The following is a 23,709-nucleotide window of genomic DNA, read 5'->3' as shown; positions in this document are numbered from 1 at the left end:
TGGGCCGCCGCCCCCTGATCCGAGGACAACCTGATGACTTCGCCCAGACCCCGTCAACTGCACCTCAACGCATTCCTGATGAACGCCGGCCACCACGACGCCGCCTGGCGCCACCCCCGCACCCAGCCCGAACGCGTCACCGACCTGCGCTACTTCCAGCACCTCGCCCGCACCGCCGAACGCGGCCTGCTCGACTCCGTCTTCCTCGCCGACGGGCTCGCTCTGTGGGGGAAAGTCCGACACAACGCGCTCGGCGGCTTCGAACCGCTGACCTTGCTCTCGGCGCTGGCTGCGGTCACCGAGCACGTGGGTCTGATCGCCACGGTTTCCACCACCTTCAATGAGCCCTTCCACACCGCCCGCAAGTTCGCCTCCCTGGACCACATCAGCGCGGGCCGGGCCGGATGGAACATCGTCACCTCCGGCACCGTCAACGAGGCCCGCAACTTCGGGCAGGACGAACACCTGGAACACCGGCTGCGCTACGAGCGGGCGCGGGAGTTCGTCGAGGTCGCCACCAAACTGTGGGACAGCTGGGAGGACGACGCGATCCTGCTCGACCGTGAGCGCGGCGTCTACGCCGACACCGACAAGGTCCGGGAGATCAACCACCGCGGCGAGCACTTCGGGGTGCAGGGCCCTCTGAACGTCCCGCGCAGCCCGCAGGGATACCCGCTGCTGGTGCAGGCCGGTTCGTCGGAGGACGGCAAGGAGTTCGCCGCCCAGTACGCCGAGGCCGTCTTCACCGCCCAGCAGACCCTCGCCGACGGCCAGTCCTTCTACAAGGACCTCAAGTCCCGGCTCGCCCGCTACGGCCGTAGCTACGACCAACTGCTGGTGCTGCCCGGCATTGCGCCCGTCATCGGCTCCACGGAGGCCGAGGCCCGCGCACTGGAACAGGAACTGACGGATCTTCAGGTGCCGGAGTACGGGCTCGCCCAACTGTCCGGGATGCTCGGCACCGATCTGTCCGGACTGCCGCTGGACGGGCCGCTGCCTGAACTGCCGGAGGAGCGGGACATCAACGGCAACAAGAGCCGCTTCACGCTCGTCGCCGAACTCGCCCGCCGTGACGGCCTCACCCTGCGCGAGCTCATCGCCCGCCTCGGCGCCGGACGCGGCCACCGCGTCTTCGCCGGCACCCCCGAGCAGGTTGCCGACGAGATCGAGGAGTGGTTCACCGAGGGCGCCGCCGACGGCTTCAACATCATGCCGCCCCATCTGCCGGGCGGCCTGGAGGACTTCGTCGACCAAGTCGTACCGATCCTCCAGCGGCGCGGGCTGTTCCGTACCGAGTACACCGGCCGCACCCTGCGCGAGAACTACGGACTGGCCCGCCCCGCCAACCGGCTGACCGCGCCGGCCGCAGGCGAGGACGTGGCCGTATGACCGGCCTTGACCTCACCACGGACGTCCTGGTGATCGGCGGTGGCCCTGCCGCCACCTGGGCCGCGCTCAAGGCGGCACAGGCCGGGGCGGACGTGGTCCTCGCCGACAAGGGCTACTGCGGCACCAGCGGTGCCACCGCCTCCGCCGGCACCGGCGTCTGGTACGTCCCCCCGGAGCCCGCCGCGCGCGAGGCGGCCATGGCGAGCAGGGAAGGGCTCGGCGGATACCTGGCCGACCGGCGCTGGATGGCGCGCGTGCTGGACCAGACGTACGCCGGCATGAACGAACTGGCCGCGGCGGGCCGCTATCCCTTCCCCCGAGCAGCGGACGGACAGCAGCTCAGGAACGGCCTCCAGGGGCCGGAGTACATGCGCAGGATGCGCATCCGCGTGCAGCGGGCCGGAGCGCGCGTCCTGGACCACAGCCCGGTCACGGAACTGCTCACGGATCCCTCCGGGGCGGTCGGCGGCGCCCGCGGATACCGGCGCCAGGCCGGTCAGCCGTACCGGGTGCGGGCCGGCGCGGTGGTGCTGGCCACAGGAGGCTGTGCGTTCCTCAGCGGTGCGCTGGGCTGCAATGTCAACACCGGCGACGGCGCGCTGTTCGCCGCGGAAGTGGGCGCGGAGATGTCGGGGATGGAGTTCTCCAACGCCTACGGCATCGCTCCCGAGGGAACCTCCGTCACCAAGACCGCGTTCTACTCCTTCGCGACCTTCTACCACGAGGACGGCACGGTCCTGGACGGCGCGGCCAGCCAGGGCGGCCGGTCCGTCATCGCGAAGGCCCTGCTCAGCGAGAAGGTGTACTGCCGCCTGGACCGCGCGGACGAGGCGGCCCGCAAGGCCATGCGGCTGGCCCAGCCCAACTTCTTCCTCACCTTCGACCGCCTCGGCATCGACCCTTTCACCCAGCGCTTCGCCATCACACTCCTCGCCGAGGGCACCGTGCGCGGCACCGGTGGCATCCGCATCACCGGCGACGACTGCTCCACCACCGTCCCGGGCCTGTACGCGGCAGGCGACGCGGCAACCCGCGAGCTGATCTGCGGCGGCTTCACCGGCGGCGGCAGCCACAACGCCGCCTGGGCCATCTCCTCCGGCAGCTGGGCCGGCCACGGCGCGGCCCGCCACGCCCGCTCGCTCGGCACCCGCACCGCCACGCGACGCCTGGTCGCCGCGGGCGGGGCCGGGCTCCGGCCCACCGGGACAGCGGGACCGGACGACGCCGCACACGCGGTCGTCACCGCGGTCCAGGCCGAGGTGCTGCCGTACGAGAAGAACTACCTGCGCCACGGGGACCGGCTCACCGCCTCGCTGGAGATCCTCGACAGCGTCTGGGAGCACTCGCGCGCCTCCCTGCACGCCGAGGGCGGGCACGTCGTACGGGCGAGAGAAGCAGCGGCGATGACGGCGCACGCCCGCTGGATGTACGCGGCGGCGCTGGCCCGTACCGAGACCCGGGGCATGGCCAAACGGCTCGACTTCCCCGCACAGGACCCCGCTCAGCACCACCGCATCACGACGGGCGGTCTGGACCGGGTGTGGACCCGCATCGAGCCCCTGACGAACGCGCCGGCCATGCCGGCCGCACCCATGGAGGTGGCTTCGTGATCGAACTGGTCTCGGCGGACCGCTGCATCGCCTGCGACAAGTGCATCAAGGTCTGCCCGACCGATGTCTTCGACCGAGGTGAGCACGGCATCCCCGTCCTCGCCCGCCGCGACGACTGCCAGACCTGCTTCCAGTGCGAGGCGAACTGCCCCGCCGACGCCCTGTTCGTCGCGCCTCAGACCGCTCCCCTGCCCGACGACGACCCCGCCCGGAACGAGGACCACCTCAACCGTTCGGGCCTGCTCGGCAGTTACCGCCGGCACATCGGGTGGGGACGGGGCCGCACGCCCGGCGCGCTGCGGGCCGTAGGTCCTCCGCTCGGGCCGCCGGGGGCCAAGAGCCCCTCCCTGCCCATCACTTCCTGACCATCCACCACCGCTCACCCCACGGAAGGAACCCACCCCATGACCACCAGCACCGGCTTCGACGTCCGGAGGATCGGCGGCCGTATCGGCGCCGAGATAGTCGGCGTCGATCTGTCCACCGACCTCGCCCCGGCCATCGTCACCGAGATCAACTCCGCGCTCCTGGAACACAAGGCGCTCGTCTTCCGGGGCCAGGACCTGGACGACGCGGGCCAGCTCCGCTTCGCCTCCCTCTTCGGTGAACTGACCACCGCGCACCCCACGGTCCCCTCCGTCGACGGCCAGCCCCACATCCTGCCCGTCGACGGCGACGAGGGCATCCGCGCCAACCAGTGGCACACCGACGTCACCTTCGTCCGTACGCCTCCCAAGGCGTCCACGCTGCGCAGCATCGTGGTCCCGCCCTACGGCGGCAACACGCTCATCGCCAACTCGGCCGCCGCCTACCGGGATCTGCCCGAGCCGCTGCGGGAGCTGGCGGACAAGCTGTGGGCGGTCCACACCAACGACTACGACTACGCCGCCCCGAGGACCGAGAAGGCCGCCGAACACCGCAGGCGGTTCGTCTCCCGGAAGTACCGGACCGCCCACCCGGTCGTCCGGGTCCATCCCGAGACCGGGGAACGCGGACTCTTCGTCGGCGGCTTCGCCCAGAGCATCGTGGGCCTCGGCCCGTCCGACTCCCGTGACCTGCTGCGCATCTTCCAGTCGTACGTCACCCGTCCCGAGAACATCGTGCGGGTGGCCTGGACGCCGGGCGACCTCGTCCTGTTCGACAACCGCATCACCCAGCACTACGCCCCCGACGACTACGGCGACCTGCCCCGCCTGCTGCACCGGGTGACCGTCGCTGGAGACGTCCCGGCCGGTGTCGACGGCACCCTGAGCCACGTCATCGAGGGCGACGACGCCGCCCACTACACCCCGAGCGCGGCCTGAGCACCGAACCCGCCAAGCGCGGCCGCCGGGCAGGGGCATCCGCTCCTGCCCGGCGGCCCGCCCGCAGCGGATACCGGCCGGCACATTACACATCGGCCCGGGTAACTCGTACGGCGTAAAGGCCGCATGAGGGTGGAGAGGTATTCCCTTTCCGTGTTTGTCATACGGGCGTGCTCTGCGTGTTTCGTAGCGATGCGGTCAGCGGTACGCGACCATACGGACGCTGACACAGCGCGTTTACCAGCCGCTGGGAACAAAAGCGCGCTGGGCGTGGATCGCGGTGCACACGGAGACAGGAAGAAGGACAGGCATGCCCGGCAGTGAAAGCGAGAACCCGGTAATCCCCTCCCCGAGTCCCACGCCGACCCGGCCCAGGACGAACCGGGACTGGTGGCCGAATCAGCTGGAACTTCAAGTTCTCCACCAGCACTCCTCCCGCTCCAACCCGATGGAGGAGGACTTCGACTACGCGAAGGAGTTCGCGACCCTCGACGTCGACGCACTCAAGCGGGACGTCTTCGAGGTGATGACGACGTCCCAGGACTGGTGGCCCGCCGACTACGGCCACTACGGTCCGCTCTTCATCCGGATGAGCTGGCATGCCGCGGGCACCTATCGCATCGCCGACGGCCGGGGCGGCGGCGGCAGCGGCGCGCAGCGCTTCGCCCCGCTCAACAGCTGGCCGGACAACGCGAGCCTGGACAAAGCACGGCGTCTGCTCTGGCCGGTCAAGCAGAAGTACGGCCGGAAAATCTCGTGGGCCGATCTTCTGGTATTCGCCGGCAACTGCGCCATGGAATCGATGGGGTTCAAGACGTTCGGATTCGCCTTCGGGCGCGAGGACATCTGGGAGCCCGAGGAGATCTTCTGGGGGCCCGAGGACACCTGGCTCGGCGATGAGCGCTACAGCGGCGACCGGGAATTGACGGGTCCTTTCGGTGCCGTGCAGATGGGGCTGATCTACGTCAATCCGGAGGGCCCGAACGGCAACCCGGATCCGCTGGCCGCCGCCCGGGACATTCGCGAGACATTCGGCCGTATGGCGATGAACGACGAGGAGACGGTGGCGCTCATCGTCGGCGGCCACACCTTCGGCAAGTGTCATGGTGCGGTCGACGCCAGCTATATCGGCCCGGAGCCCGAGGGTGCCCCCCTGGAGCAGCAGGGGCTCGGCTGGCGGAACACGCACGGCACCGGCGTCGGCTCCGACGCGCTCACCAGCGGGCTCGAGGGCGCGTGGACCTCCGAGCCGGTCAAGTGGGACAACGGCTACCTGAACAACCTGTTCGGGTACGACTGGGAGCTGACGACGAGCCCCGCCGGCGCCAAGCAGTGGACTCCCACGGATCCCTCGGCCCAGGGCACCGTTCCGGACGCCCATGACCCCGCCAAGCGGCACGCTCCGATGATGCTGACGACGGACCTCGCGCTGAAGCAGGACCCGGTCTACGCGCCGATCGCGAAGAGCTTCCACGAGAACCCCGACAAACTCGCGGACGCGTTCGCCAAGGCCTGGTACAAGCTGCTGCACCGCGACATGGGCCCCGTCTCGCGCTACCTCGGCCCCTGGATCCCCGAGCCGCAGCTGTGGCAGGACCCGGTGCCCGCGGTCGATCACGAGCTGGTCGGAGACGAGGACATCGCCGCCCTCAAAGCCAGGGTCCTCGACGCGGGACTGTCCGTCTCCCAGCTGGCCACCACCGCGTGGGCGGCGGCGGCGAGCTTCCGCGGCACCGACAAGCGCGGCGGGGCGAACGGAGCGCGGATCCGGCTGGCGCCGCAGAAGGACTGGGAGGTCAACGACCTGCCCGAGTTGACCGAGACGGTGCGGACACTGGAGGGCATCCAGCAGGACTTCAACGCCTCGCAGAGCGGCGGCAAGAAGGTCTCGCTCGCCGACCTGATCGTCCTGGGCGGCTGCGCGGCCGTCGAACAGGCCGCGAAGAACGCCGGGCACGCCATCACGGTCCCCTTCGCACCCGGTCGCACGGACGCCTCCCAGGAACAGACCGACGTGCAGTCCTTCGCCGTGCTCGAACCCCGCGCGGACGGGTTCCGCAACTACCTCGGCGCCGGGGAGAAGCTGTCGCCCGAGACCCTCCTGCTCGACCGCGCCAGCCTGCTCACCCTGACCGCACCCGAGATGACGGTCCTGATCGGCGGCATGCGCGCCCTCAACGCCGGCTTCAAGCAGTCCCCGCACGGAGTCCTGACGGACCGGCCGGAGGCACTCACCAACAGCTTCTTCGTCAACCTCCTCGACATGGGCACGGAGTGGAAGGCGTCGGCCACGGAAGAGAACGTCTTCGAGGGCCGGGACCGTACCACCGGCGAGGTCAAGTGGACCGCCACCGCCGTCGACCTCATCTTCGGCGCGCACTCCCAGCTCCGGGCCCTCTCCGAGGTCTACGCCTCAAGCGACGCGGGCGAGAAGTTCGTACGGGACTTCGTGGCGGCCTGGACCAAGGTCATGAACCTTGACAGGTTCGACCTCTCCTGAACCCCCTTCGGCATGAGGGGCCGGCGGCTGCCGCCGGCCCCTTTGCGCCGCGCCCGCCTCAGGTGCGGCGCGTACAGGGCGGGGCGTAGTCGAGGCGGGGGAAGTGGTGTGCCCACTGGTCGCGGCCGATGCTGGTCCGGACGCGGTCGCAGGCGTCGGCGAGCGCATGCTCCAGGTCGGTGTACCAGCTCTGGACGCTGTAGTGGGCCGTCACGGTGACGAAGGTGCCGTTCGCCGCGAGCGGGCGCACCTCCTTCACCGTCCCGCGGGGGTTGGTGAGGTGGGCCTGGTGGGCGGGGTTCTCGCGGTCGGTCACGTCCCAGACGTTCACCGCTCCGTCCACGCCGACGGTGACCGCCGTGCGGCCGTGCGGGGCGAAGGCCACGCCGGTGACGATGTCGGCGTGTCCCGCCAGCTCACCCAGTTCCCGGTGCCGGGGAAGGGCGCTGACGTCCCACAGCTTCGCCGTACGGTCGTCGCTCCCGCTCAGCAGGGTACGGCCGTCCCGGCTGTAGGCGAGGGCGTCCACGAAATGCCGGTGTCCTTCGAGGACGGCGACGAGGCCGGCCCGGTGCGGTTCGCTCACGTCCCAGATGCGGACGTCACGGTCGTCGGAGCCCGAGGCCAGGGTCCTCCCGTCGGGGCTGAAGGCCACGGGTTTGACGTTCCCTTGGTGCCCGGTGAGCGTGGCCAGCTTCCGGGGGCGGGCTGGGTCGCTGATGTCCCACAGGCGGATGGTGTCGTCGTAGCTGCTGGTGGCGGCCATGCGACCGTCGCGGCGCACGGCGATCGAGTAGAGGGGGCCGGAGTGGCCCGTGGGCCGTTTCGCCAGCGGGGCCGGATGGCGCGGGTCGGTCACGTCCCACAGTCGGAGCGCGCCGTCGACGCCCGTCCCGACCAGTGTGTCGCCGTTCCCGGTGAACTCGATCGCGTTGAGGCCGACTCCGTTCGCGTCGAGGTCACCGAGCCGCCGGGGCAATAGCGGCTTGCTCATGTCCCACAGGACGATCCGCGAGCCGTCGGCCATGGCCAGCGTGCGGCCGTCGGCCGTCACGGCCGGTGTGTGCCCGGCCGGGATGTGCTCGGCGGGTGCCTGCCCGGCCGGCCGGGATCCAAGCGTCCTGGAGCCCATCGACGCGACGGACAGGGTGCTGAGCAGGGCGTCCTCGGTGCGCCCTTGCGGGGACTGGCGATAGGCGGCCAGGGCGATCTGCACCGCCAGGGACGGACTGTGCTGGCTGAGCCGCACGGACTCGGCAGCGGCCCGCAGGGCCACCGCCTCGTTGCGCTGCCGTGTGACGGTCTCCTGTGCCCGTACGGCGAAACCGGCGGCGGTCACCGCACCGATCAGCAGGACGACCAGGGCGCCGGCCAGCCTGCGCAGGCGGCGCAGACGGCGGCGGTCCCGCTGCTGCTCCTGCCGTACCGCCGATTCCCCGGCCGCGAGGAAGGCGCGTTCCCGGGCGGTCAGCACCTGCGGCGGGAGTTCCCTCGCGGCGGCGAGGCGCGCCCCGCGGTAGAGGGTGTCCGGGTCGTGGTCCATGGACTCCCAGAGCGTCGTGGCCTCGGTGAGCGCGCGGTGCAGGCGCTCCTGGCCCCGGTCCTCCTCCAGCCAGCCGGCGAGCCGGGGCCAGCACCGGATCAGCGCCTCGTGGGCGATCTCCACGTGGTCGCCGTCGGCGGTCAGCAGCCGTGCCCTGGTCGCTTGTTCGAGGACGAACTCGGTGTCCGGTCCGCCGTCGAGTTCCTGCCGCGGCACCCGGCGTTTGGTGTCCTCGGTCCCCTCACCCAGCGCGACGAGCCGCACGAACAGCCGCCGCGCGGCCTCCTGCCTTCCGGCGTCCAAGGCGCCGTGCAGCTCCTCGGCGGTCTGGGTGAGGGCGCCCTCGAAGCCACCGGCGGCGCGGTATCCGGCCAGCGTGAGCGCGTTGCCCCGCCGCCGCTTCCAGGTCTCCAGCAGAGCGTGCGACAGCAGGGGCAGCGCTCCGGGGCGGCCGTGGACGTCGGCCGTGAGGGCGGCCAGCAGCGCACTCTCGACGGTGAGCCGGCAGCGGGCGGCGGGCTGGACGATCGCGGCCCTCAGCTCCTCGGCGGTCATCGGGCCCACGGAGTGATGGGCATGGGGCAGGGCCTCGGCGAAAGCGGGCAGCCGCGTGCAGTGCGTGTAGAAGTCGGACCGTACGGCGATGGCGACGCGCGTTCGGCTGTCGGGCGTCCGCGCGGCGTGCACGAGCGTCGCGACGAACCGCTCCCGCTCCTGCATGTCGCGGCAGAGGGTGAACACTTCCTCGAACTGGTCGACGACCACGAGTAGTTCCTCGGGTGCGGGGCCCGCGTCCGGCCGCCGGGCGAGGATCTGCCGCACCGTCCGGTGAACGGTGTCGAGTCCGGCGTACACCTCGCCGGGAGCGGTGCCTGCGCGCGCCGCCAGCCGTGAGCCGCATTCCTCCAGCGGGTGGGCGCCGGGCGTGAAAACCACGGCGGAACCAGCGGGAAAAGCGGGGATCACACCGGCGCGCAGTACGGACGACTTACCGGATCCGGACGCCCCGAACAACACGAGAAGCCGTTTTTCCTTCAGATGTTCGACGAGTGCGCAGGTGAGTTTCTCGCGGCCGAAGAAGAATCCGGCATCGGCCTCCCTGAACGCCACCAGGCCGGCATAGGGCGGCTTCGGACCGCCCCCATTCCGGTGCTCCGTGTCGGCACCGTCCGACGCGTCCGCACCGCTGCACGCGTCGGCGGTCCGCTGCCAGATCACCTTCCATTCCCGCTCGTCGCCGCCGGAGGCGCGCACGTAGGCGAGAGTGACGGCCAAGCTGGGAAGTTGACGTCCCGCCGCGGCCGAGGACAGCGTCGCGATCCCGTAGTGCGCCTGCCGTGCGAGGTCCCGGTAGGTAGGACGGCCGGCCTGTTCCCGCAGTTTCCGCAATCGGGCCGCGAATTCGAACAGAGGACCGCCTTCCGGGTCCAGAGGAATCTCTCCCCGTGGCACGCACCGCCCCTTTCCCCACAGCACATCGGATTGTTCGGCATCCGTTTGTTCACCGTCGGCCGGCCGGACCTGAACAACAGATTAGCGGCTACAAACGGTGCATCAGGTCCGGAAATCAGGACCGGACAACGAGCGGAAAGAGGAATCGCATGAAGAAGCGGAAGCGCGCGATCGGGACGATGCTGGCCTCGGTCGCCCTGGCGACCACCGCCCTGGCCACGGCCGGCCCCACGCACGCGGAGTCGTCGTTGGCCCGCTCCCAGGCGGCCAATGCCGCGAGCACCGCGAACGCCGCCGCCGTACCCCACTGCCCCGGCGGCATGATCTGCGTCTGGGCGGAGGCCAACTTCCAGGGCACGCGCTACAACTGGAGCCCCGACCAGGGCAACGTCTTCCTCGGCGACCACGACCTCGCCGACAAGGTCGCTTCGTTCGTCGCCTCGGTCGGTGGCTGCTTCCAGGACTCCCCGCCGCCGGAGCCGGCCACCACGGTTCCGGTCAACGCGGGCGACTTCAGGGCGAACTACGACTTCGGCCGCCGCGTGGACCGGATCAAGCCGGTCTGCTGAGACAGGAGCCCGCACCACACGGGTGCATGGGTCCGTGACCGCGGACCGGACCCATGCACCCGCGTCGGGCCAATCCGGCGCCGCAGGCCCGGCCCGACGCACTCCGGTGCCCGTAGCACTCGTTCCGCCCTCACGAAGCCATAGGGACGGACACCCAACCCTCTCCCCCGCTTCCTTCACCAAGGAGCATCCATGCACGACAACACACCGGATGACACCACACGTCGGCCCCGGGCCCCCATCCGCCCGGTCCACCTCAGCCGGGCGGGCTTCCTCCGAGCGGCCACCGCGGCGGCCCTGGGCAGTCCCCTTCCGCGCACCCCGGCCCACGCGGCGGCGGACACCCTCCGCGTCTCCAAGGTCGCCGACCTCACCGGCCCCCGACTCACCACCCGCTTCCGCATGGAGGCCACCGACCTCGGCGTACCGGCACGGACACCCGACGGCCGGCTCCTGTTCGTCTTCGGCGACACGTTCGAGGAGGCCAGAGTCGGCGGCGGATGGTGGCGCTCGCCCGTGGCGCTCTACGGACGCTTCGACGATCCGGGCCGCCCGGTCGTCTGGACCGGTGCGGTAGGTGGACAGGACGCCCGGCAACTGTGGCCGTACGACCACGACAACCCCGAGTACTCCACCGTGCTGCCGTCCGACGTGATCACCCTCGGCAACACCATGTACCTGCACGCCATGGTGAACAAGGGGCTCGGCAACGTGGTCCGTACCGAGATCTGGCGGTCGGACGACTCGGGCGCGACCTGGGTCCCCACCGGCGCCGTGTTCGCCCCGGACCTCCACGGCGGCATGTTCCAGCTGCTCACCTGGGCCCTCGGCGACGACGGCCACGTCTACGTCCTGTCCACCGGGTTTCAGCGCGACAAGCCGGTCATCCTGCACCGGGTCCGCCCCAACCGGCTGACCGAGCCCGGCGCCTACGAGGCATGGGGACGGGGCCCCGACGGCCGCTGGGCATGGGGCAACCCGCCCTCTCCCGTCCTGGACGGCACCTTCGGTGAACTGTGCCTGCGGCTGCTCGACGGCCGGTGGGTGCTGACCTGGTTCAACCAGGGCGACTACCGCATCGAGGGCCTCGTCGCCGATCACCCCACGGCGGACCTGCGCACCGCCCACCGCCGCACGCTGCTGTGGGGCACGTCCTGGGGCAACGAGGACGACACCCACGTGGCGCAGTTGTACGGCGGCTACGTGATCCCCGGATCGACGCTCGACGACCTGCACCTGTCGGTCAGCCAGTGGAACACCCAGGCGGGATGGCCCTACCGCGTCATGCAGTTCCGCGTCCGCGGACTCACCGCCTGACCTGCCGCCCCGTCAGGAACACTCACCCCCACGGAAGGAAACACCACAACCATGACCATGCCCACCTTCGCCCACCGCGCCTCTCAGCGTTCGGCCACCCTGCGCCGGCTGCTGCCGGTGCTCGCCCTGACCTGCCTCGCCGCGGGCGGTGTCGCGGTCCCCGACCACGCCGCTGCGGCGGCACCGACATACAGCGGCGCCACCGGCGTGCGGGCCGCCGCGTCCTTTCCCACCTGGGGAACACGCTGGGTCGTCCATGCCACTCCCGACATCGACTCGCCCTCCGTGGGCATGATCAACAAGACCGTCGCCGGACAGGACCGGATCACGGCCGACTACCAGGTCGACACCGGCCGCCGGGTCTGCGAGGGCAGTGCCTGCTCCACCTTCATGGCCCACATCACCCAGCCGGTCAACGGCTTCCTCACCGTCGTCGCGGTGGACATCCCCGAGGACCGGCTGCCGGGCGTCCCCGTGCAGGCGGGGCAGCCCGACCCTCAGCCCGGCTCCCGGCAGCGCACCCTGCAGCGCGCCGCGACCTGGCTCACGGCGAACAACGGACGCCCGGTGCCCTACGCCCAGGACAAGTACTGGCGGGACGGCTACCGGCAGGACTGCTCCGGCTACGCCTCCATGGCGCTGGGCCTGCCCGTACCCGGCACCAACACCCAGGGGCTGGCGGACCGCCGGCACACCCGCCCCATCGCCATGAACGAGCTGCAGCCCGGTGACCTCGTCATCGACGCCATCGGCAACAGCAACACCCGGCACGTCGTCATCTTCGAGAAGTGGAACGACGCCGCCCACCGCTCCTACACGGCATACGAACAGCGCAGCGTGCACGGCACCAGCCACCGCACGGTGACGTACGGGCTCGCGGCGGGCAGCGAGTACAAGGCCTACCGCCCGCTGCAGTACGGGAACTGACACCTCTCGGCCTGGAACCGGCATGTGCCCCGCCCCTCCGGCGGGGCACACCTCCACGAGCCGCTGCCGGTCGCGGAGTTGGCCCGGCGGGCTGAGTCCGCCACGAAACCCGCTGGTCCGTCGGCGCCGTCAGGGGAATGGCCTGGATCGTCACTGTCGGAGCCATGGGGCCCACGCGTCGTGAACCATCCCTCGGCCGCATTCCAAGGCCCACTCGTCGGCCCGGTCGTTGCCGGACGGACTGCGCATACAGGTCGCGGCACCCGCGAGAATGGCGCAATGACGCATACGGGCCGATAAACCGCATCCGATCAATTGTCACTGCTTCGAAGTAAGCATCTCGTCTCGCTGGTGGATGCGGCGAGTTCCGTGGATAGCTTCTTGGACGTGGACGGATCTCCTGATCCGTCCCGCTCGTTGCCCACTCCTCCCGTCTCCCGGTCGGCGCACCCGTGTGAGCCGGACGAACCGTCGCGCAAGGAGAAAGCCCCTCCGATGTCTGTCGACAGCATCCCGGAAGCTCAGACCACACCCGACGCGCCACAGCAGGCCCTCAGCACCGCCGCCGCACGCAACCTCGCCACCACCACCAAGTCTGCCCCGCAGATGCAGGAGATCACCTCCCGCTGGCTGCTGCGGATGCTGCCCTGGGTCGAGGCCACGGGCGGCACCTACCGGGTCAACCGCCGACTGCGCCACACCCTCGGCGACGGGCGCATCGAGTTCGTCCAGGAGGGCGCCACGGCCCGGGTGATCCCCCGGGAACTCGGCGAACTGGCCCTTCTGCGCGGATTCGACGACCACGACGTCCTCACCGCCCTGGCCGAGCGCTGCACCCAGCGCGACTTCACGGCGGGCGAAGTCCTCGTCGAGCGCGGCAGCCCCGCCGACCGGGTCTACCTTATCGCCCACGGCCGGGTCAGCCAGACGTCCCAGGGCAAGTACGGCCAAGAGGTCGGCGTCGCGGTGCTCGCCGACGGCGAGCACTTCGGTCAGAACGCGCTGTGGGACGGCGAGACCCGGCACGACAGCACGGTCACCGCCGAGACCTCCGGAATCCTCCTCACCCTCTCTCGCGCGGACTTCGCCGCCGTGCAGGCTTCCGCGCCTCGCCTGCGTGCCCACGTCGACGCGTTCCGGTGCCGGGCGGGACACCGGCAGAACAAACACGGCGAGGCCGAGATCGCCATGTCGGCCGGCCACGTCGGCGAGGCCGACCTGCCCGGCACCTTCGTCGACTACGAGCTGAAGCCCCGCGAGTACGAACTCTCCGTCGCGCAGACCGTTCTGCGCATCCACACCCGCGTCGCCGACCTCTACAACGGCCCGATGAACCAGAGCGAGGAGCAACTGAGGCTCACCGTAGAGGCCCTGCGTGAGCGTCAGGAACACGAGCTGATCAACAACCGCGACTTCGGACTGCTGCACAACGCCGACTTCAAGCAGCGCATCCAGCCCCGCTCCGGCCCGCCGACCCCGGACGACATGGACGACCTGCTCTGCCGCCGGCGCGGCACCAAGATGTTCCTCGCCCACCCCAGGACGATCGCCGCCATCGGTCGGGGCCTCAACGCCTGCGGCCTCTACCCCGACCACGTCGACCTCGGCGGACAGTCCGTGCCCGCCTGGCGCGGGGTCCCCATCCTGCCCTGCAACAAGATCCCGATCAGCAAGCACCAGACCAGCTCCATCATCGCGATGCGCACCGGAGAGAAGAACCAGGGCGTCATCGGCCTGCGGCAGACAGGCCTGCCGAACGAGTACGAAGAAGGGCTCTCCGTACGGTTCATGGGCATCAACGAGCAGGCGATCATCTCCTACCTCGTCAGCACCTACTACTCCGCCGCGGTCCTCCTGCCGGACGCCCTCGGTGTGTTGGAGAACGTGCAGATCGCTCACCGGCCGCGCTGAAGCCCTGATCGGCTAGGCGTCCACGCCTGACACGCCGCACGCACCACGGAGTTCACACCTCACCGCAGCAAGGAGTTGCCGATGCCCGCCTCCGGGCCCCTCGGAACATCTGCCCCTGAGCAGCGGCCGACGCCGCCCACAGCCGTACCGGACGCCCCCGCGCCTGTGGTCCCGGACCTTCCGGCCAGGCCGACCGCCCCTGACTTCCTGGCAGCACTGCATCCGACGGTCACGATCCCCGCCCCGCCACCGACACCGGCGCCCGCCCTTGCCGTACCGGAAACGTCTGTCGCCGTACCGGACGCCCCGTCCTCCGCCCCCGCCTCGGCCCCGGACGAATCCGTCCTGCACAGGCTTCTGAGCGGACCGACCGGAGTGGGCACGGCCTCGCTGTCCTTGACCGAAAGGTACACACCCCCGCTCACGGACCTGGTGGCCCCGGCGCCCGCTCCGTCCGCCGAGGGGCGAGCCGTCCCCGGCCTCTACTACCACCCCGTCCCGGAACCCGACCCCGGGCGCGTCGAGGAGGTGAGCCGACGGATCAAGCTCTGGGCCGAGGACGAGGTCCAGCTCTATCCCGAGGAGTGGGAAGGGCAGTTCGACGGCTTCTCCGTCGGCCGTTACATGGTGGCCTGCCATCCCGACGCCCCGACCGTCGACCACCTGATGCTCGCCACGCGGCTGATGGTCGCGGAGAACGCGGTGGACGACTGCTACTGCGAGGACCACGGCGGCACACCCGTCGGTCTCGGCGGGCGCCTCCTCCTCGCACACACCGCGCTCGACCACTGTCACATCACCGCTGAGTACGCGCCGCAGTGGCAGGCATCGCTCGCCTCGGACGCCCCGCGCCGGGCGTACCGCAGCGCGATGGACTACTTCGTCGGCGCGGCCACACCCTCCCAGGCCGACCGGTACCGGCACGACATGGCCCGGCTGCACCTGGGCTACCTCGCGGAGGCCGCCTGGGCGGAGACCGGGTACATGCCGGAGGTGTGGGAGTACCTGGCGATGCGCCAGTTCAACAACTTCCGCCCCTGTCCCACCATCACCGACACCGTCGGCGGGTATGAGCTGCCCGCGGACCTGCACGCGCGGCCGGACATGCAACGCGTCATCGCCCTCGCCGGCAATGCGACCACCATCGTCAACGACCTCTACTCGTACACCAAGGAACTCGACAGCCCGGGCGTCCACCTGAACCTCCCGGTGGTGATCGCGGAACGCGAGCAGCTATCGGAGCGCGACGCCTATCTCAAGGCCGTCGAGGTCCACAACGAACTCCAGCACGCCTTCGAAACCGCCGCGGCGGACCTCGCGAAGGCCTGCCCGGTGCCCACCGTGCTGCGCTTCCTCAAGGGCGTGGCCGCCTGGGTCGACGGCAACCACGACTGGCACCGCACCAACACCTACCGCTACACCCTGCCCGACTTCTGGTAGTAAGGAACGGAATTTCTGTGACCACTGAAGCCACCTCCACCACCACCGCGAAGATCCCGGCCCCGGCGACGCCCTACCAGGAGGACATCGCCCGCTACTGGAACTCCGAGGCACGGCCGGTCAACCTGCGCCTCGGTGACGTGGACGGGCTCTACCACCACCACTACGGCATCGGCGCCGTGGACCACGCGGCGCTCGGCGACCCGGCCCACAGCGAGTACGAGAAGAAGCTCATCGCCGAGCTGCACCGGCTGGAGTCGGCCCAAGCGGACTTCCTCATGGACCACTTGGGCGACATCGGTCCCGACGACACCCTCGTCGACGCCGGGTGCGGGCGCGGCGGGTCCATGGTCATGGCGCACCGCCGCTTCGGCTGCAAGGTCGAGGGCGTCACCCTGTCCGCCTCCCAGGCCGACTTCGGCAACCGGCGCGCACGCGAGCTGCGCATCGAGGACCACGTCCGCTCCCGCGTGTGCAACATGCTCGACACACCCTTCGACAAGGGCAGCGTCGCGGCCTCCTGGAACAACGAGTCGACCATGTACGTCGACCTGCACGACCTGTTCGCCGAGCACTCCCGCTTCCTGAGGGTGGGGGGCCGCTACGTGACGATCACCGGCTGCTGGAACCCCCGCTACGGCCAGCCGTCGAAGTGGGTCTCGCAGATCAACGCGCACTTCGAGTGCAACATCCACTCCCGCCGCGAGTATCTGCGCGCCATGGCCGACAACCGCCTCGTGCCGCACACCATCGTCGACCTCACCCAGGAGACCCTGCCCTACTGGGAGCTGCGGGCCACGTCCTCGCTGGTCACCGGGATCGAGGAGGCCTTCATCGAGTCCTACCGCGACGGCTCCTTCCAGTACGTCCTGATCGCAGCCGACCGCGTGTGAGGGCCGGTGCCTCGCGGGACTCCGGTCCCGCGAGGCACCGCAGTGCGGTCTCAGCTGCCGGGGACGGTGTCCTGGAACGTCGTGCCCGCGCCGCGGTACGCCGCCACCTTGGCGGCGACCTGGGCCGGCGTGAGGACCTGGTCCTTGACGTGCAGGACGTAGTCGACCTGCTGGTCGTACGCCCGGGGCGTGGTGCTGGTCTGGCCCGCGAGGTCGATCAGCCACTGGTTGAAGTTGATCGACATCGGCCGCTCCGGCAGGTACGCGGCGTCATGGGTGCCGAACAGCTGCCCGTCGACGTAGTACTTGATGCTGCTGTTGTCGATGGTCACCACCAGGTCGTGCCAGCCGGCCCAGCTCTGACGGCTCTCGGTGTGCTGGTTGACCGCCACCCACGGTTCGGCCTGGTAGGTCTCCCAAGAGGTGGTGTAGAGGATGTTCGACGGCTCGCCCCAGCCGCCGTTGGGCAGGTACTCGAAGTCGTACTCGGCGTAGTCGTCGGCCATGGGTGCCGTGAGGTCGTTGATGGTGAAGAACGTCTGGACGAGACGGTCACCGTCCGGGCCGTACTTGGGCGCGTCGCTGAACTTGACCCGGGCCGCGTAGGTGCCGTTCTTGAACTTGCGTGCCTGGGTGAGGACCTCGGTGTGCTCGGTGCTCGACGCGGTGCCGGCCGTCGAGGTCTCCATGTTCATGATCGAGTTGCCGGCCGAGCTGACGAAGGTGACGTTCTCGGGAGCCCAGCCGGCACCGGGAACGCCGGGGCCACCGGAGTTGGACCGGACGCTCCAGCCGTTCGCCGAGATCCTCGGGTCGGTGTGGCTGCTGTAGTTGAAGTCGTCGAACAGCGTGGCACCGTCGCCCGGAGGATCGGTCGGGTCGGTCGGGTCAGTTGGGTCGTTGCCCGCGGGGGCCGTGCCCCACACGACGTTGCCGCCCAGCTGCGCGGTGACCTTGGACCAGTCGCCGTACGACGTCTGGGACGCGCCGAAGGAGTAGTCGTCGCTCTGCTTCAGCGGCGCCCACGTCGACTGGTAGAAGCGCAGCTGCATATCGCCGGTGTCGGCGCCCGGGGCTAGCGAACCGGCGCCGGAGGTGAAGCCGATCTCGAGGTAACGGTCGGCGGTGGCGGTGGGGTTGGCGAGGGTGCCGAAGGTGCCCGTGACGTTGGCGCAGCCCTTGACGGCCCAGGAACAGGCGAAGCGGTACGTCGCGCTCGCCGAGTCGGCCTTGAAGTAGTAGCGGACCTTGACGCCGCTCAACTGCACGCTGCTGCCGCTGGTGTTCTTGACCTTGAGCCAGGGTTCGGCCTGGTCGGCGCTGGCTCCGGTGGCGCTCGTGCGGTACTGGACGCTCAGCTCGCCGGCGGCCGCGTCCGCGGTGGCAGGGAGCGCGGCGGCGCCCAGGGCCACCGCGACGGCGCTGACGGCGGCTGCGCGGAGCCGGTTCTTGGTGATTCTCATCCTTGTTCCTCTCCAGAAGGGTGGGGGCTTCCCGGAACGGGACGGGGAGTGGTGCGCGGTCAGGGGTGGTGGCGGACGCCGAGTGCGTCGAGCCGGACCGTGTGTGCGTCGAGACGGGACCGGAAGTCGGCCCAGTCGGTCGCACCGCCCCAGCCGCGGTCGGCGAGGGCGCACAGTCGTGGGTAGGTGAGGTATTCGATGTGGTCCGGTGTCGACACGAACTCGGTCCACAGTTGGGCTTGTGTGCCGAGCACCCGCCCGGTCACGTCCGCGTCGTGGTCGCCCGGCAGGGGGTCGTGGGCCTGGACGGCACGCAGATCGACGACGGCGCCGGGCTGGGCCGGTGGCTCGTGCGGGCTGTCGGACTGGGCGTAGTCGAGGTAGGTGGCCCGGTGGTAGGCGCTGACGACGGGGTGGCCGCGACGGGCGGCCGTCACGGTGTGGGCCGGGTCGCGCCAGGTCATCACGGTGAAGTCGAGGGGCAGTTCGGCGCCGGTCTCGGCCCAGGCGACCGGGCGGCGGCCGTGTCGTACGAGGAAGTCGCCGATCCGTCCGAGGAACCAGCCGTGCAGCGCCGCGGGGTTCGTCAGGCCCTCCGCCGCCGCTCGTTCGCGTGCGGCGGCACTGTGCGTCCACTCGGCGGTGGGGCACTCCTCGCCGCCGACATGGATGTACGGCGAGGGGAAGACATCCATCACTTCGTCCAGGACCGTGCGGCAGAAGTCGAGGACCTCGTCGTGGACGCCGAGGACGGTGTCGCACACGCCCCAGCGCGTCCAGACGTCGAGGGTGCGCTCGGGGTGGTTGCCCAGGTGGGGGTAGGCGGCGAGGGCGGCCCGTACGTGTCCGGGCATCTCGATCTCCGGCACGACGGTGACGCCGCGGGCGGCGGCGTACCGGACCAGACCGTCGAGTTCGGCCCGCGTGTACGAGCCGCCGTGCGGGACGCCGTCGTACGTGCCGCTGCCTGCCGGGCCGATCTGGGACTCGGCGCGGTGGGCACCGATCTCGGTGAGCTTGGGGTAGGCGGCGATGGGCATGCGCCAGCCCTGGTCGTCGGTGAGATGCAGGTGGAACACGCTGATCTTGTGCAGGGCCAGCAGGTCGACGTACCGGCGCAGGTAGGAGACGGGCTGGAAGTGACGCGCGACGTCGAGCATCGCGCCGCGCCAGGAGTGCCGTGGGACGTCGGTGATGTCGGCGCACGGCAGCTGCCACCGGGCATCGGGCCGCGGGGTCTGCGATAGGGCCTGGGACGGCAGGAGCTGACGGATCGTCTGGATGCCGCGCAACAGGCCGGTGGGTTGCGCGGCGCGCAGCAGTACGGCGTGCTCGTCGATGGTGAGGGTGTAGCCCTCGCCGCCCAGGTCGCCTCGGCCGGGGTCGAGGGTCAGGGTGAACTGGCCGTCAGGGGAAGGGCGTAGCGGCAGTCCGGTGGCGGGGGCGAGCAGGGTGCGCAGCAACTCGGCGGCCGGTTCGGCGCCTTCGCCGGTGTGCAGCGCGGTGTCGACGTTGAGGGTGAAGTGGCCTGGCCGGAACGTCGCCTCGGTAGGGCGCGGCAGGAGTGCGGGCATGGGTCGTCTCCTGAACGGGTGGGGTGTGAGGTGGCGCAGGTACTCGGCCCGACCGTCATCACGAGCACGGACGTACCGTCCAGCAAGGCGGAGCTTCACGGTTCCTGGGAATCACTACCTGACCAGTGAGGTCACTGGTCAGCTCACCTCTTGACGTGGGGATGAAGGTGGCATAGACCAATCGAGTCGTCAACCCCCTGTGCTCCTAGGGGAATTGCCGTGCAGGCCAGTCAGATTCTGGACGATCACCAATCGGCGACGGATACACTCCCCTGACCGGGAGGACAGCCACAGAGGACCAGTGGTCAACTGGTCAGCTGGAGGATCCGTGCACGAGGGGACGCAACGTGAAGGCCGACGAACCAGGTGCGGTGCTCAAGCGGGAGCGAGTGCGCGACTTCATCCTCGGCCTCGTCGAGTCACTCCGCCCGGGAGACGCGATCCCCTCCGAGCGTTCCCTGTGCGCCCGCCTGGACGTCTCCCGCCCGACCCTGCGCGCGGCGGTCGACGAACTCGTCGCCGCAGGACTTCTGGTCCGGGAACACGGCCGCGGCATGTTCGTGGCACCCGAGAAGATCACCCAGGAACTCGTCTCCGGCCAGCAGACCATGACGGTGCCTCAGGCGTCCGGAACCTGGTCGAGCCGCCTGCTGGAGTTCACCACCATCCCGGCAGGCGCCCGCGTGGGCCGCAAGCTGCGCCTGTCCCCCGCCGCCGAGATCGTGTACGTGGCCCGGCTGCGCCTGGTCGACGGCGCACCGATGGCCATCGAGCACCTGCACATCAAGGCCGACCTCGTCCCTGCCCTGTCCGCCCGGGAACTGGAAACCGGCGACCTGTACGAGCACTTGCGCACCCAGCACGGCGTGCACGTCCATGAGGCCGTCCAGGCGATCGAACCGACCGTCGTCACCCGGGCCGAGGCCGAGCTTCTCGACGTGCCCGAGCTGTCCCCGGCGCTGCTCTTCGAGCGGCTTACGTCGGACACCACGGGCCGGCCCGTCGAATACGTCCACTCGATCTACCGCGGCGACCGCTACCGCATCGTCTCCCGGCTCACCCTCGGCCCCCCGGCGACCGTGCCGCAGGCTCAGCTCGGCCACCACCCCGGAATCCCGCCGGGCGATTTCGCCCATCGCGACACCATCGCCTCCTCGACGCGCGGCGACATTCAGTCGGCGCCATAATCCACCACCACCCGGCGACCAGAAATCCCCCGCCGCCCGGCGACCAGAAAAAATAGCCGTTATGTCTGGAATGTGATTATCGAGGGGTTCGGCCGGATACCCGTGCGGCATGGTACGGACTGCGAAACGACACGGACAGCACGGCGGGCACGCTGTGGCCGACCAGGAGGCCAAGGCCCAGGAGACGCGTGCCGGACCGGATGAACAGGTGGAGCAGCGGGCGCCGGACACTCCGACGGATCTGCCCAAGGGCTCCTGGAAGACGGTGCTGAAAGGCACCATGAAAGAGTTCAAGAAGGATGAGCTGACCGACCGGGCCGCCGCTCTGACGTACTACTCGATTCTGGCGCTCTTCCCGGCACTGCTCGCCTTGATCTCGCTGCTCGGGGTCGTTGGGCAGTCAGCGACACAGCAGGTGCTGGACAACATCGAGAAGCTCGCCCCGGGTGCGGCCCAGGACGTCCTACGCAACGCGGTGCAGCAGATGCAGGGCAAGGCCGGGATCGGCTCGGTCATGGCGATCGTCGGCTTCCTCCTGGCGATCTGGGCGGCGTCCGGCTATGTCGCCGCGTTCATCAGAACCGCGAACGCCGTGTACGACGTCCCCGAGGGGCGCCCGGTGTGGAAGGTACTGCCGGTGCGCGTCGGCGTCACTGTGGTGCTGATGGTCCTGGCCGTGATCACCGCCGTGATCGTCGTCTTCACCGGAAGCCTGGCCAAGCAGGCGGGCTCGGCGCTCGGCGTCGGTGACACGGCTCTGACGGTCTGGTCGATCGCGAAGTGGCCGGTGCTTGTCCTCCTGGTCATGGTCATGATCGCGCTCTTGTACTGGGCGACGCCGAACGCGAAGGTCCGGGGCTTCCGCTGGGTCACGCCGGGCAGCTTCCTGGCGCTGGTGGTCTGGCTGATCGCATCGGCCGGGTTCGCGTTCTACGTGGCGAACTTCGGCTCGTACAACAAGACCTACGGCACGTTCGCCGGAGTGATCATTTTCCTGGTCTGGCTGTGGATCACCAATCTGGCGATCCTGCTCGGCTTGGAGTTCGACGCGGAGATGGCACGGCAGCGTTCCGTGGCAGGCGGTCATCCGCCCGACGAGGAGCCCTACGTCGAGCCGCGTGACACACAGAAGTGGGACGAGGAGGATCGGCGCCGTCTAGGGCCTGACGTCTCAAGATCAGAGGAAGCTCCGGCCGGCGGACCTGCTGGTCATGGGGACGACGACGGGTCTGCGCGACGGCAGTGACACCAGGGCCCGGGTCTGACGAGCGGTTACGCCTCGCTACGTGGGTACTCGGGCCCCCGGTCGGCGCGGAAGGGGAATCGCTGCTCGGCCGGAACCCACACGACAATCATTGGCGCACACCAAGAACGCCACCACGCATCCGGCAGCGCCGACGAAGGACAGGTGAGCACCCATGACAGCAGACGGCTCCCCCCGCACCAGCGGCACCGCACAGGAACCGGTGGGCGAACTGGTCCAGCGTGCCTCGCAGCAGCTGTCGCAGCTGGTACGCGACGAGATGCGCCTCGCGCAGGCGGAGATGACCGAGAAGGGCAAGAGGTTCGGCAAGGGCGGTGGCCTGTTCGGTGGCGCCGGCCTGGTGGGTGTCCTCACCCTGCAGGCCCTGGTGGCCACCGTGATCGCCGCACTGTCCCTGGCGATGGACGTGTGGGTGGCGGCACTGATCGTCACCGGAGTCCTGGCCGCCGTCACTGCCCTGATGGCTGCCCTGGGCAAGCAACAGATCGGCAAGGCCACCCCGCCGACGCCGGAGCGGACCATGGACAGCGTCAAGGCCGATGTGGCCGAGATCAAGGAGAAGGCACAGCGATGAGCCAGGACAAGCCGCACACGGGCGATGAGGCAGCACCCACCCCGGAGGACCTGCGCAAGCAGGTGGAGGCGACCCGCGAGGAGCTCGGGGAGACCGTCGAGGCCCTCGCGGCCAAGACCGATGTGAAGACCCGCGCCCGCGAGAAGACGACAACCGCCAAGCACCAGGTCGCCGAGAAGACCACCCAGGTCAGGGCTCAGGTGCGGGACAAGGCGGCGCAGGCCGCCCATCTGGTGCAGGACAAGACTCCGGAACCGGTGCGTGCCAAGGCCGTCGCGGCCACCGGCCAGGTCCACGACAAGGCCGTGCACCTGGGCGAGCTGGCCCGGGAGAAGGCCCCTGAGCCAGTGCGCGAGAAGGCCGACCAGGGCATGCGCATGGCACGGGACAACCGCACACCGCTGCTGGCCGCGGCCGGGGCGCTCGTCGCGCTGCTGTTCATACGGCGTGCCAGGAGGCGGCGATGAAGGGCTCGAAGGTCGTCTACAAGCCGGTCGGTCTGGCTCTGGGAGCCGTCAGCGGTGTGGTGGCCGGCGGGGTGTTCAAGCAGGTCTGGAAGAAGCTCGGTCACGACGAGGACGCCCCCGACGCCACCGACGAGGAGCGCGCCTGGGGCGAGGTCCTGGCGGCAGCCGTCCTTCAGGGCGCGATCTTCGCCGGGGTCAAGGCCGCCGTCGACCGCGGCGGCGCCGCCGCGACCCGCCGCCTGACCGGTACCTGGCCGGGCTGATCCGGGGAGTCCGAGTCGGACGAGCGCCCGGCTCCAAAGACGGCGTCGGCACCACCCGGGGA

The 23,709-nt window shown here is 70.1% G+C and carries 19 protein-coding genes; 16 read left to right on the top strand and 3 right to left on the bottom strand.

Features of this window, described 5'->3' with window-relative positions; all coding sequences use genetic code 11:
* Positions 1–33 precede the first annotated feature (33 nt).
* From AC068Z_RS07425 to katG, 5 genes are all read left to right on the top strand, one after another.
* A complete protein-coding gene (locus AC068Z_RS07425) occupies positions 34–1,389 on the top strand; it encodes an LLM class flavin-dependent oxidoreductase (protein WP_478553216.1) in 1,356 nt (451 codons plus the stop codon).
* A complete protein-coding gene (locus AC068Z_RS07420; RefSeq protein ID WP_478553214.1) occupies positions 1,386–2,999 on the top strand; it encodes an FAD-dependent oxidoreductase in 1,614 nt (537 codons plus the stop codon). The genes AC068Z_RS07425 and AC068Z_RS07420 overlap by 4 nt, the downstream gene beginning before the upstream one ends.
* A complete protein-coding gene (locus tag AC068Z_RS07415) occupies positions 2,996–3,364 on the top strand; it encodes a 4Fe-4S dicluster domain-containing protein (RefSeq protein WP_478553212.1) in 369 nt (122 codons plus the stop codon). Before AC068Z_RS07420 ends, AC068Z_RS07415 begins: the two co-directional genes overlap by 4 nt.
* Before the next feature lie 39 nt (positions 3,365–3,403).
* Complete coding sequence (locus AC068Z_RS07410) at positions 3,404–4,303, top strand: TauD/TfdA dioxygenase family protein (RefSeq protein WP_478553210.1); 900 nt, start codon at positions 3,404–3,406, stop codon at positions 4,301–4,303.
* A gap of 310 nt (positions 4,304–4,613) precedes the next feature.
* The gene (gene katG / locus AC068Z_RS07405; RefSeq protein ID WP_478553208.1) at positions 4,614–6,803 is read left to right on the top strand and encodes a catalase/peroxidase HPI; all 2,190 of its coding nucleotides are present in this window, start codon (positions 4,614–4,616) and stop codon (positions 6,801–6,803) included.
* A gap of 58 nt (positions 6,804–6,861) precedes the next feature.
* Here katG and AC068Z_RS07400 read toward each other — a convergent pair whose 3' ends face one another.
* Positions 6,862–9,621 carry a WD40 repeat domain-containing protein gene (locus AC068Z_RS07400; protein ID WP_478553206.1) on the bottom strand — a complete coding sequence of 920 codons (2,760 nt, stop codon included), beginning with the start codon at positions 9,619–9,621 and terminating at the stop codon, positions 6,862–6,864.
* A gap of 326 nt (positions 9,622–9,947) precedes the next feature.
* Here AC068Z_RS07400 and AC068Z_RS07395 point away from each other — a divergent pair, with 326 nt between their 5' ends.
* The 6 genes from AC068Z_RS07395 (at position 9,948) to AC068Z_RS07370 (ending at position 16,855) form a co-directional block, all read left to right on the top strand.
* Positions 9,948–10,367: a peptidase inhibitor family I36 protein gene (locus tag AC068Z_RS07395; protein WP_478553204.1), complete on the top strand. Its 420-nt coding sequence runs from the start codon at positions 9,948–9,950 to the stop codon at positions 10,365–10,367.
* Between the two features lie 192 nt (positions 10,368–10,559).
* Positions 10,560–11,684 (top strand): DUF4185 domain-containing protein, encoded by a 1,125-nt coding sequence (locus tag AC068Z_RS07390; RefSeq protein WP_478553202.1) that lies wholly within the window; start codon positions 10,560–10,562, stop codon positions 11,682–11,684.
* Between the two features lie 51 nt (positions 11,685–11,735).
* Complete coding sequence (locus tag AC068Z_RS07385) at positions 11,736–12,611, top strand: NlpC/P60 family protein (protein WP_478553200.1); 876 nt, start codon at positions 11,736–11,738, stop codon at positions 12,609–12,611.
* Positions 12,612–13,106: 495 nt separating this feature from the next.
* On the top strand, positions 13,107–14,522 hold the full coding sequence (locus AC068Z_RS07380) for a family 2B encapsulin nanocompartment shell protein (protein ID WP_478553198.1): 1,416 nt from the start codon (positions 13,107–13,109) through the stop codon (positions 14,520–14,522).
* Between the two features lie 81 nt (positions 14,523–14,603).
* Positions 14,604–15,962 (top strand): family 2 encapsulin nanocompartment cargo protein terpene cyclase, encoded by a 1,359-nt coding sequence (locus tag AC068Z_RS07375; RefSeq protein WP_478553196.1) that lies wholly within the window; start codon positions 14,604–14,606, stop codon positions 15,960–15,962.
* 17 nt (positions 15,963–15,979) lie between these two features.
* Positions 15,980–16,855, top strand: a complete 876-nt coding sequence (locus AC068Z_RS07370) for a geranyl diphosphate 2-C-methyltransferase (RefSeq protein WP_478553194.1) — start codon at positions 15,980–15,982, stop codon at positions 16,853–16,855.
* A 50-nt stretch (positions 16,856–16,905) separates the two neighbouring features.
* Here AC068Z_RS07370 and AC068Z_RS07365 read toward each other — a convergent pair whose 3' ends face one another.
* Positions 16,906–18,318 carry a cellulose binding domain-containing protein gene (locus AC068Z_RS07365; RefSeq protein ID WP_478553192.1) on the bottom strand — a complete coding sequence of 471 codons (1,413 nt, stop codon included), beginning with the start codon at positions 18,316–18,318 and terminating at the stop codon, positions 16,906–16,908.
* Positions 18,319–18,377: 59 nt separating this feature from the next.
* A complete protein-coding gene (locus tag AC068Z_RS07360) occupies positions 18,378–19,892 on the bottom strand; it encodes a beta-N-acetylhexosaminidase (RefSeq protein WP_478553190.1) in 1,515 nt (504 codons plus the stop codon).
* A 347-nt stretch (positions 19,893–20,239) separates the two neighbouring features.
* Between AC068Z_RS07360 and AC068Z_RS07355 the strand changes: the two genes are divergently transcribed.
* The 5 genes from AC068Z_RS07355 (at position 20,240) to AC068Z_RS07335 (ending at position 23,647) form a co-directional block, all read left to right on the top strand.
* Positions 20,240–21,079 (top strand): GntR family transcriptional regulator, encoded by an 840-nt coding sequence (locus tag AC068Z_RS07355; RefSeq protein WP_478553188.1) that lies wholly within the window; start codon positions 20,240–20,242, stop codon positions 21,077–21,079.
* 109 nt (positions 21,080–21,188) lie between these two features.
* A complete protein-coding gene (locus AC068Z_RS07350; RefSeq protein WP_478553186.1) occupies positions 21,189–22,325 on the top strand; it encodes a YihY/virulence factor BrkB family protein in 1,137 nt (378 codons plus the stop codon).
* Positions 22,326–22,497: 172 nt separating this feature from the next.
* On the top strand, positions 22,498–22,917 hold the full coding sequence (locus AC068Z_RS07345) for a phage holin family protein (protein ID WP_478553184.1): 420 nt from the start codon (positions 22,498–22,500) through the stop codon (positions 22,915–22,917).
* Positions 22,914–23,384: a DUF3618 domain-containing protein gene (locus tag AC068Z_RS07340; RefSeq protein WP_478553182.1), complete on the top strand. Its 471-nt coding sequence runs from the start codon at positions 22,914–22,916 to the stop codon at positions 23,382–23,384. Before AC068Z_RS07345 ends, AC068Z_RS07340 begins: the two co-directional genes overlap by 4 nt.
* On the top strand, positions 23,381–23,647 hold the full coding sequence (locus tag AC068Z_RS07335; RefSeq protein WP_478553180.1) for a DUF4235 domain-containing protein: 267 nt from the start codon (positions 23,381–23,383) through the stop codon (positions 23,645–23,647). Before AC068Z_RS07340 ends, AC068Z_RS07335 begins: the two co-directional genes overlap by 4 nt.
* The last annotated feature ends 62 nt before the right edge of the window (positions 23,648–23,709 follow it).

It is taken from the genome of Streptomyces sp. NPDC043726, from assembly GCF_056436565.1.
The sequence above is the reverse complement of the archived record's forward strand: the minus strand, read 5'-3'. Positions and strand labels throughout refer to the sequence as shown.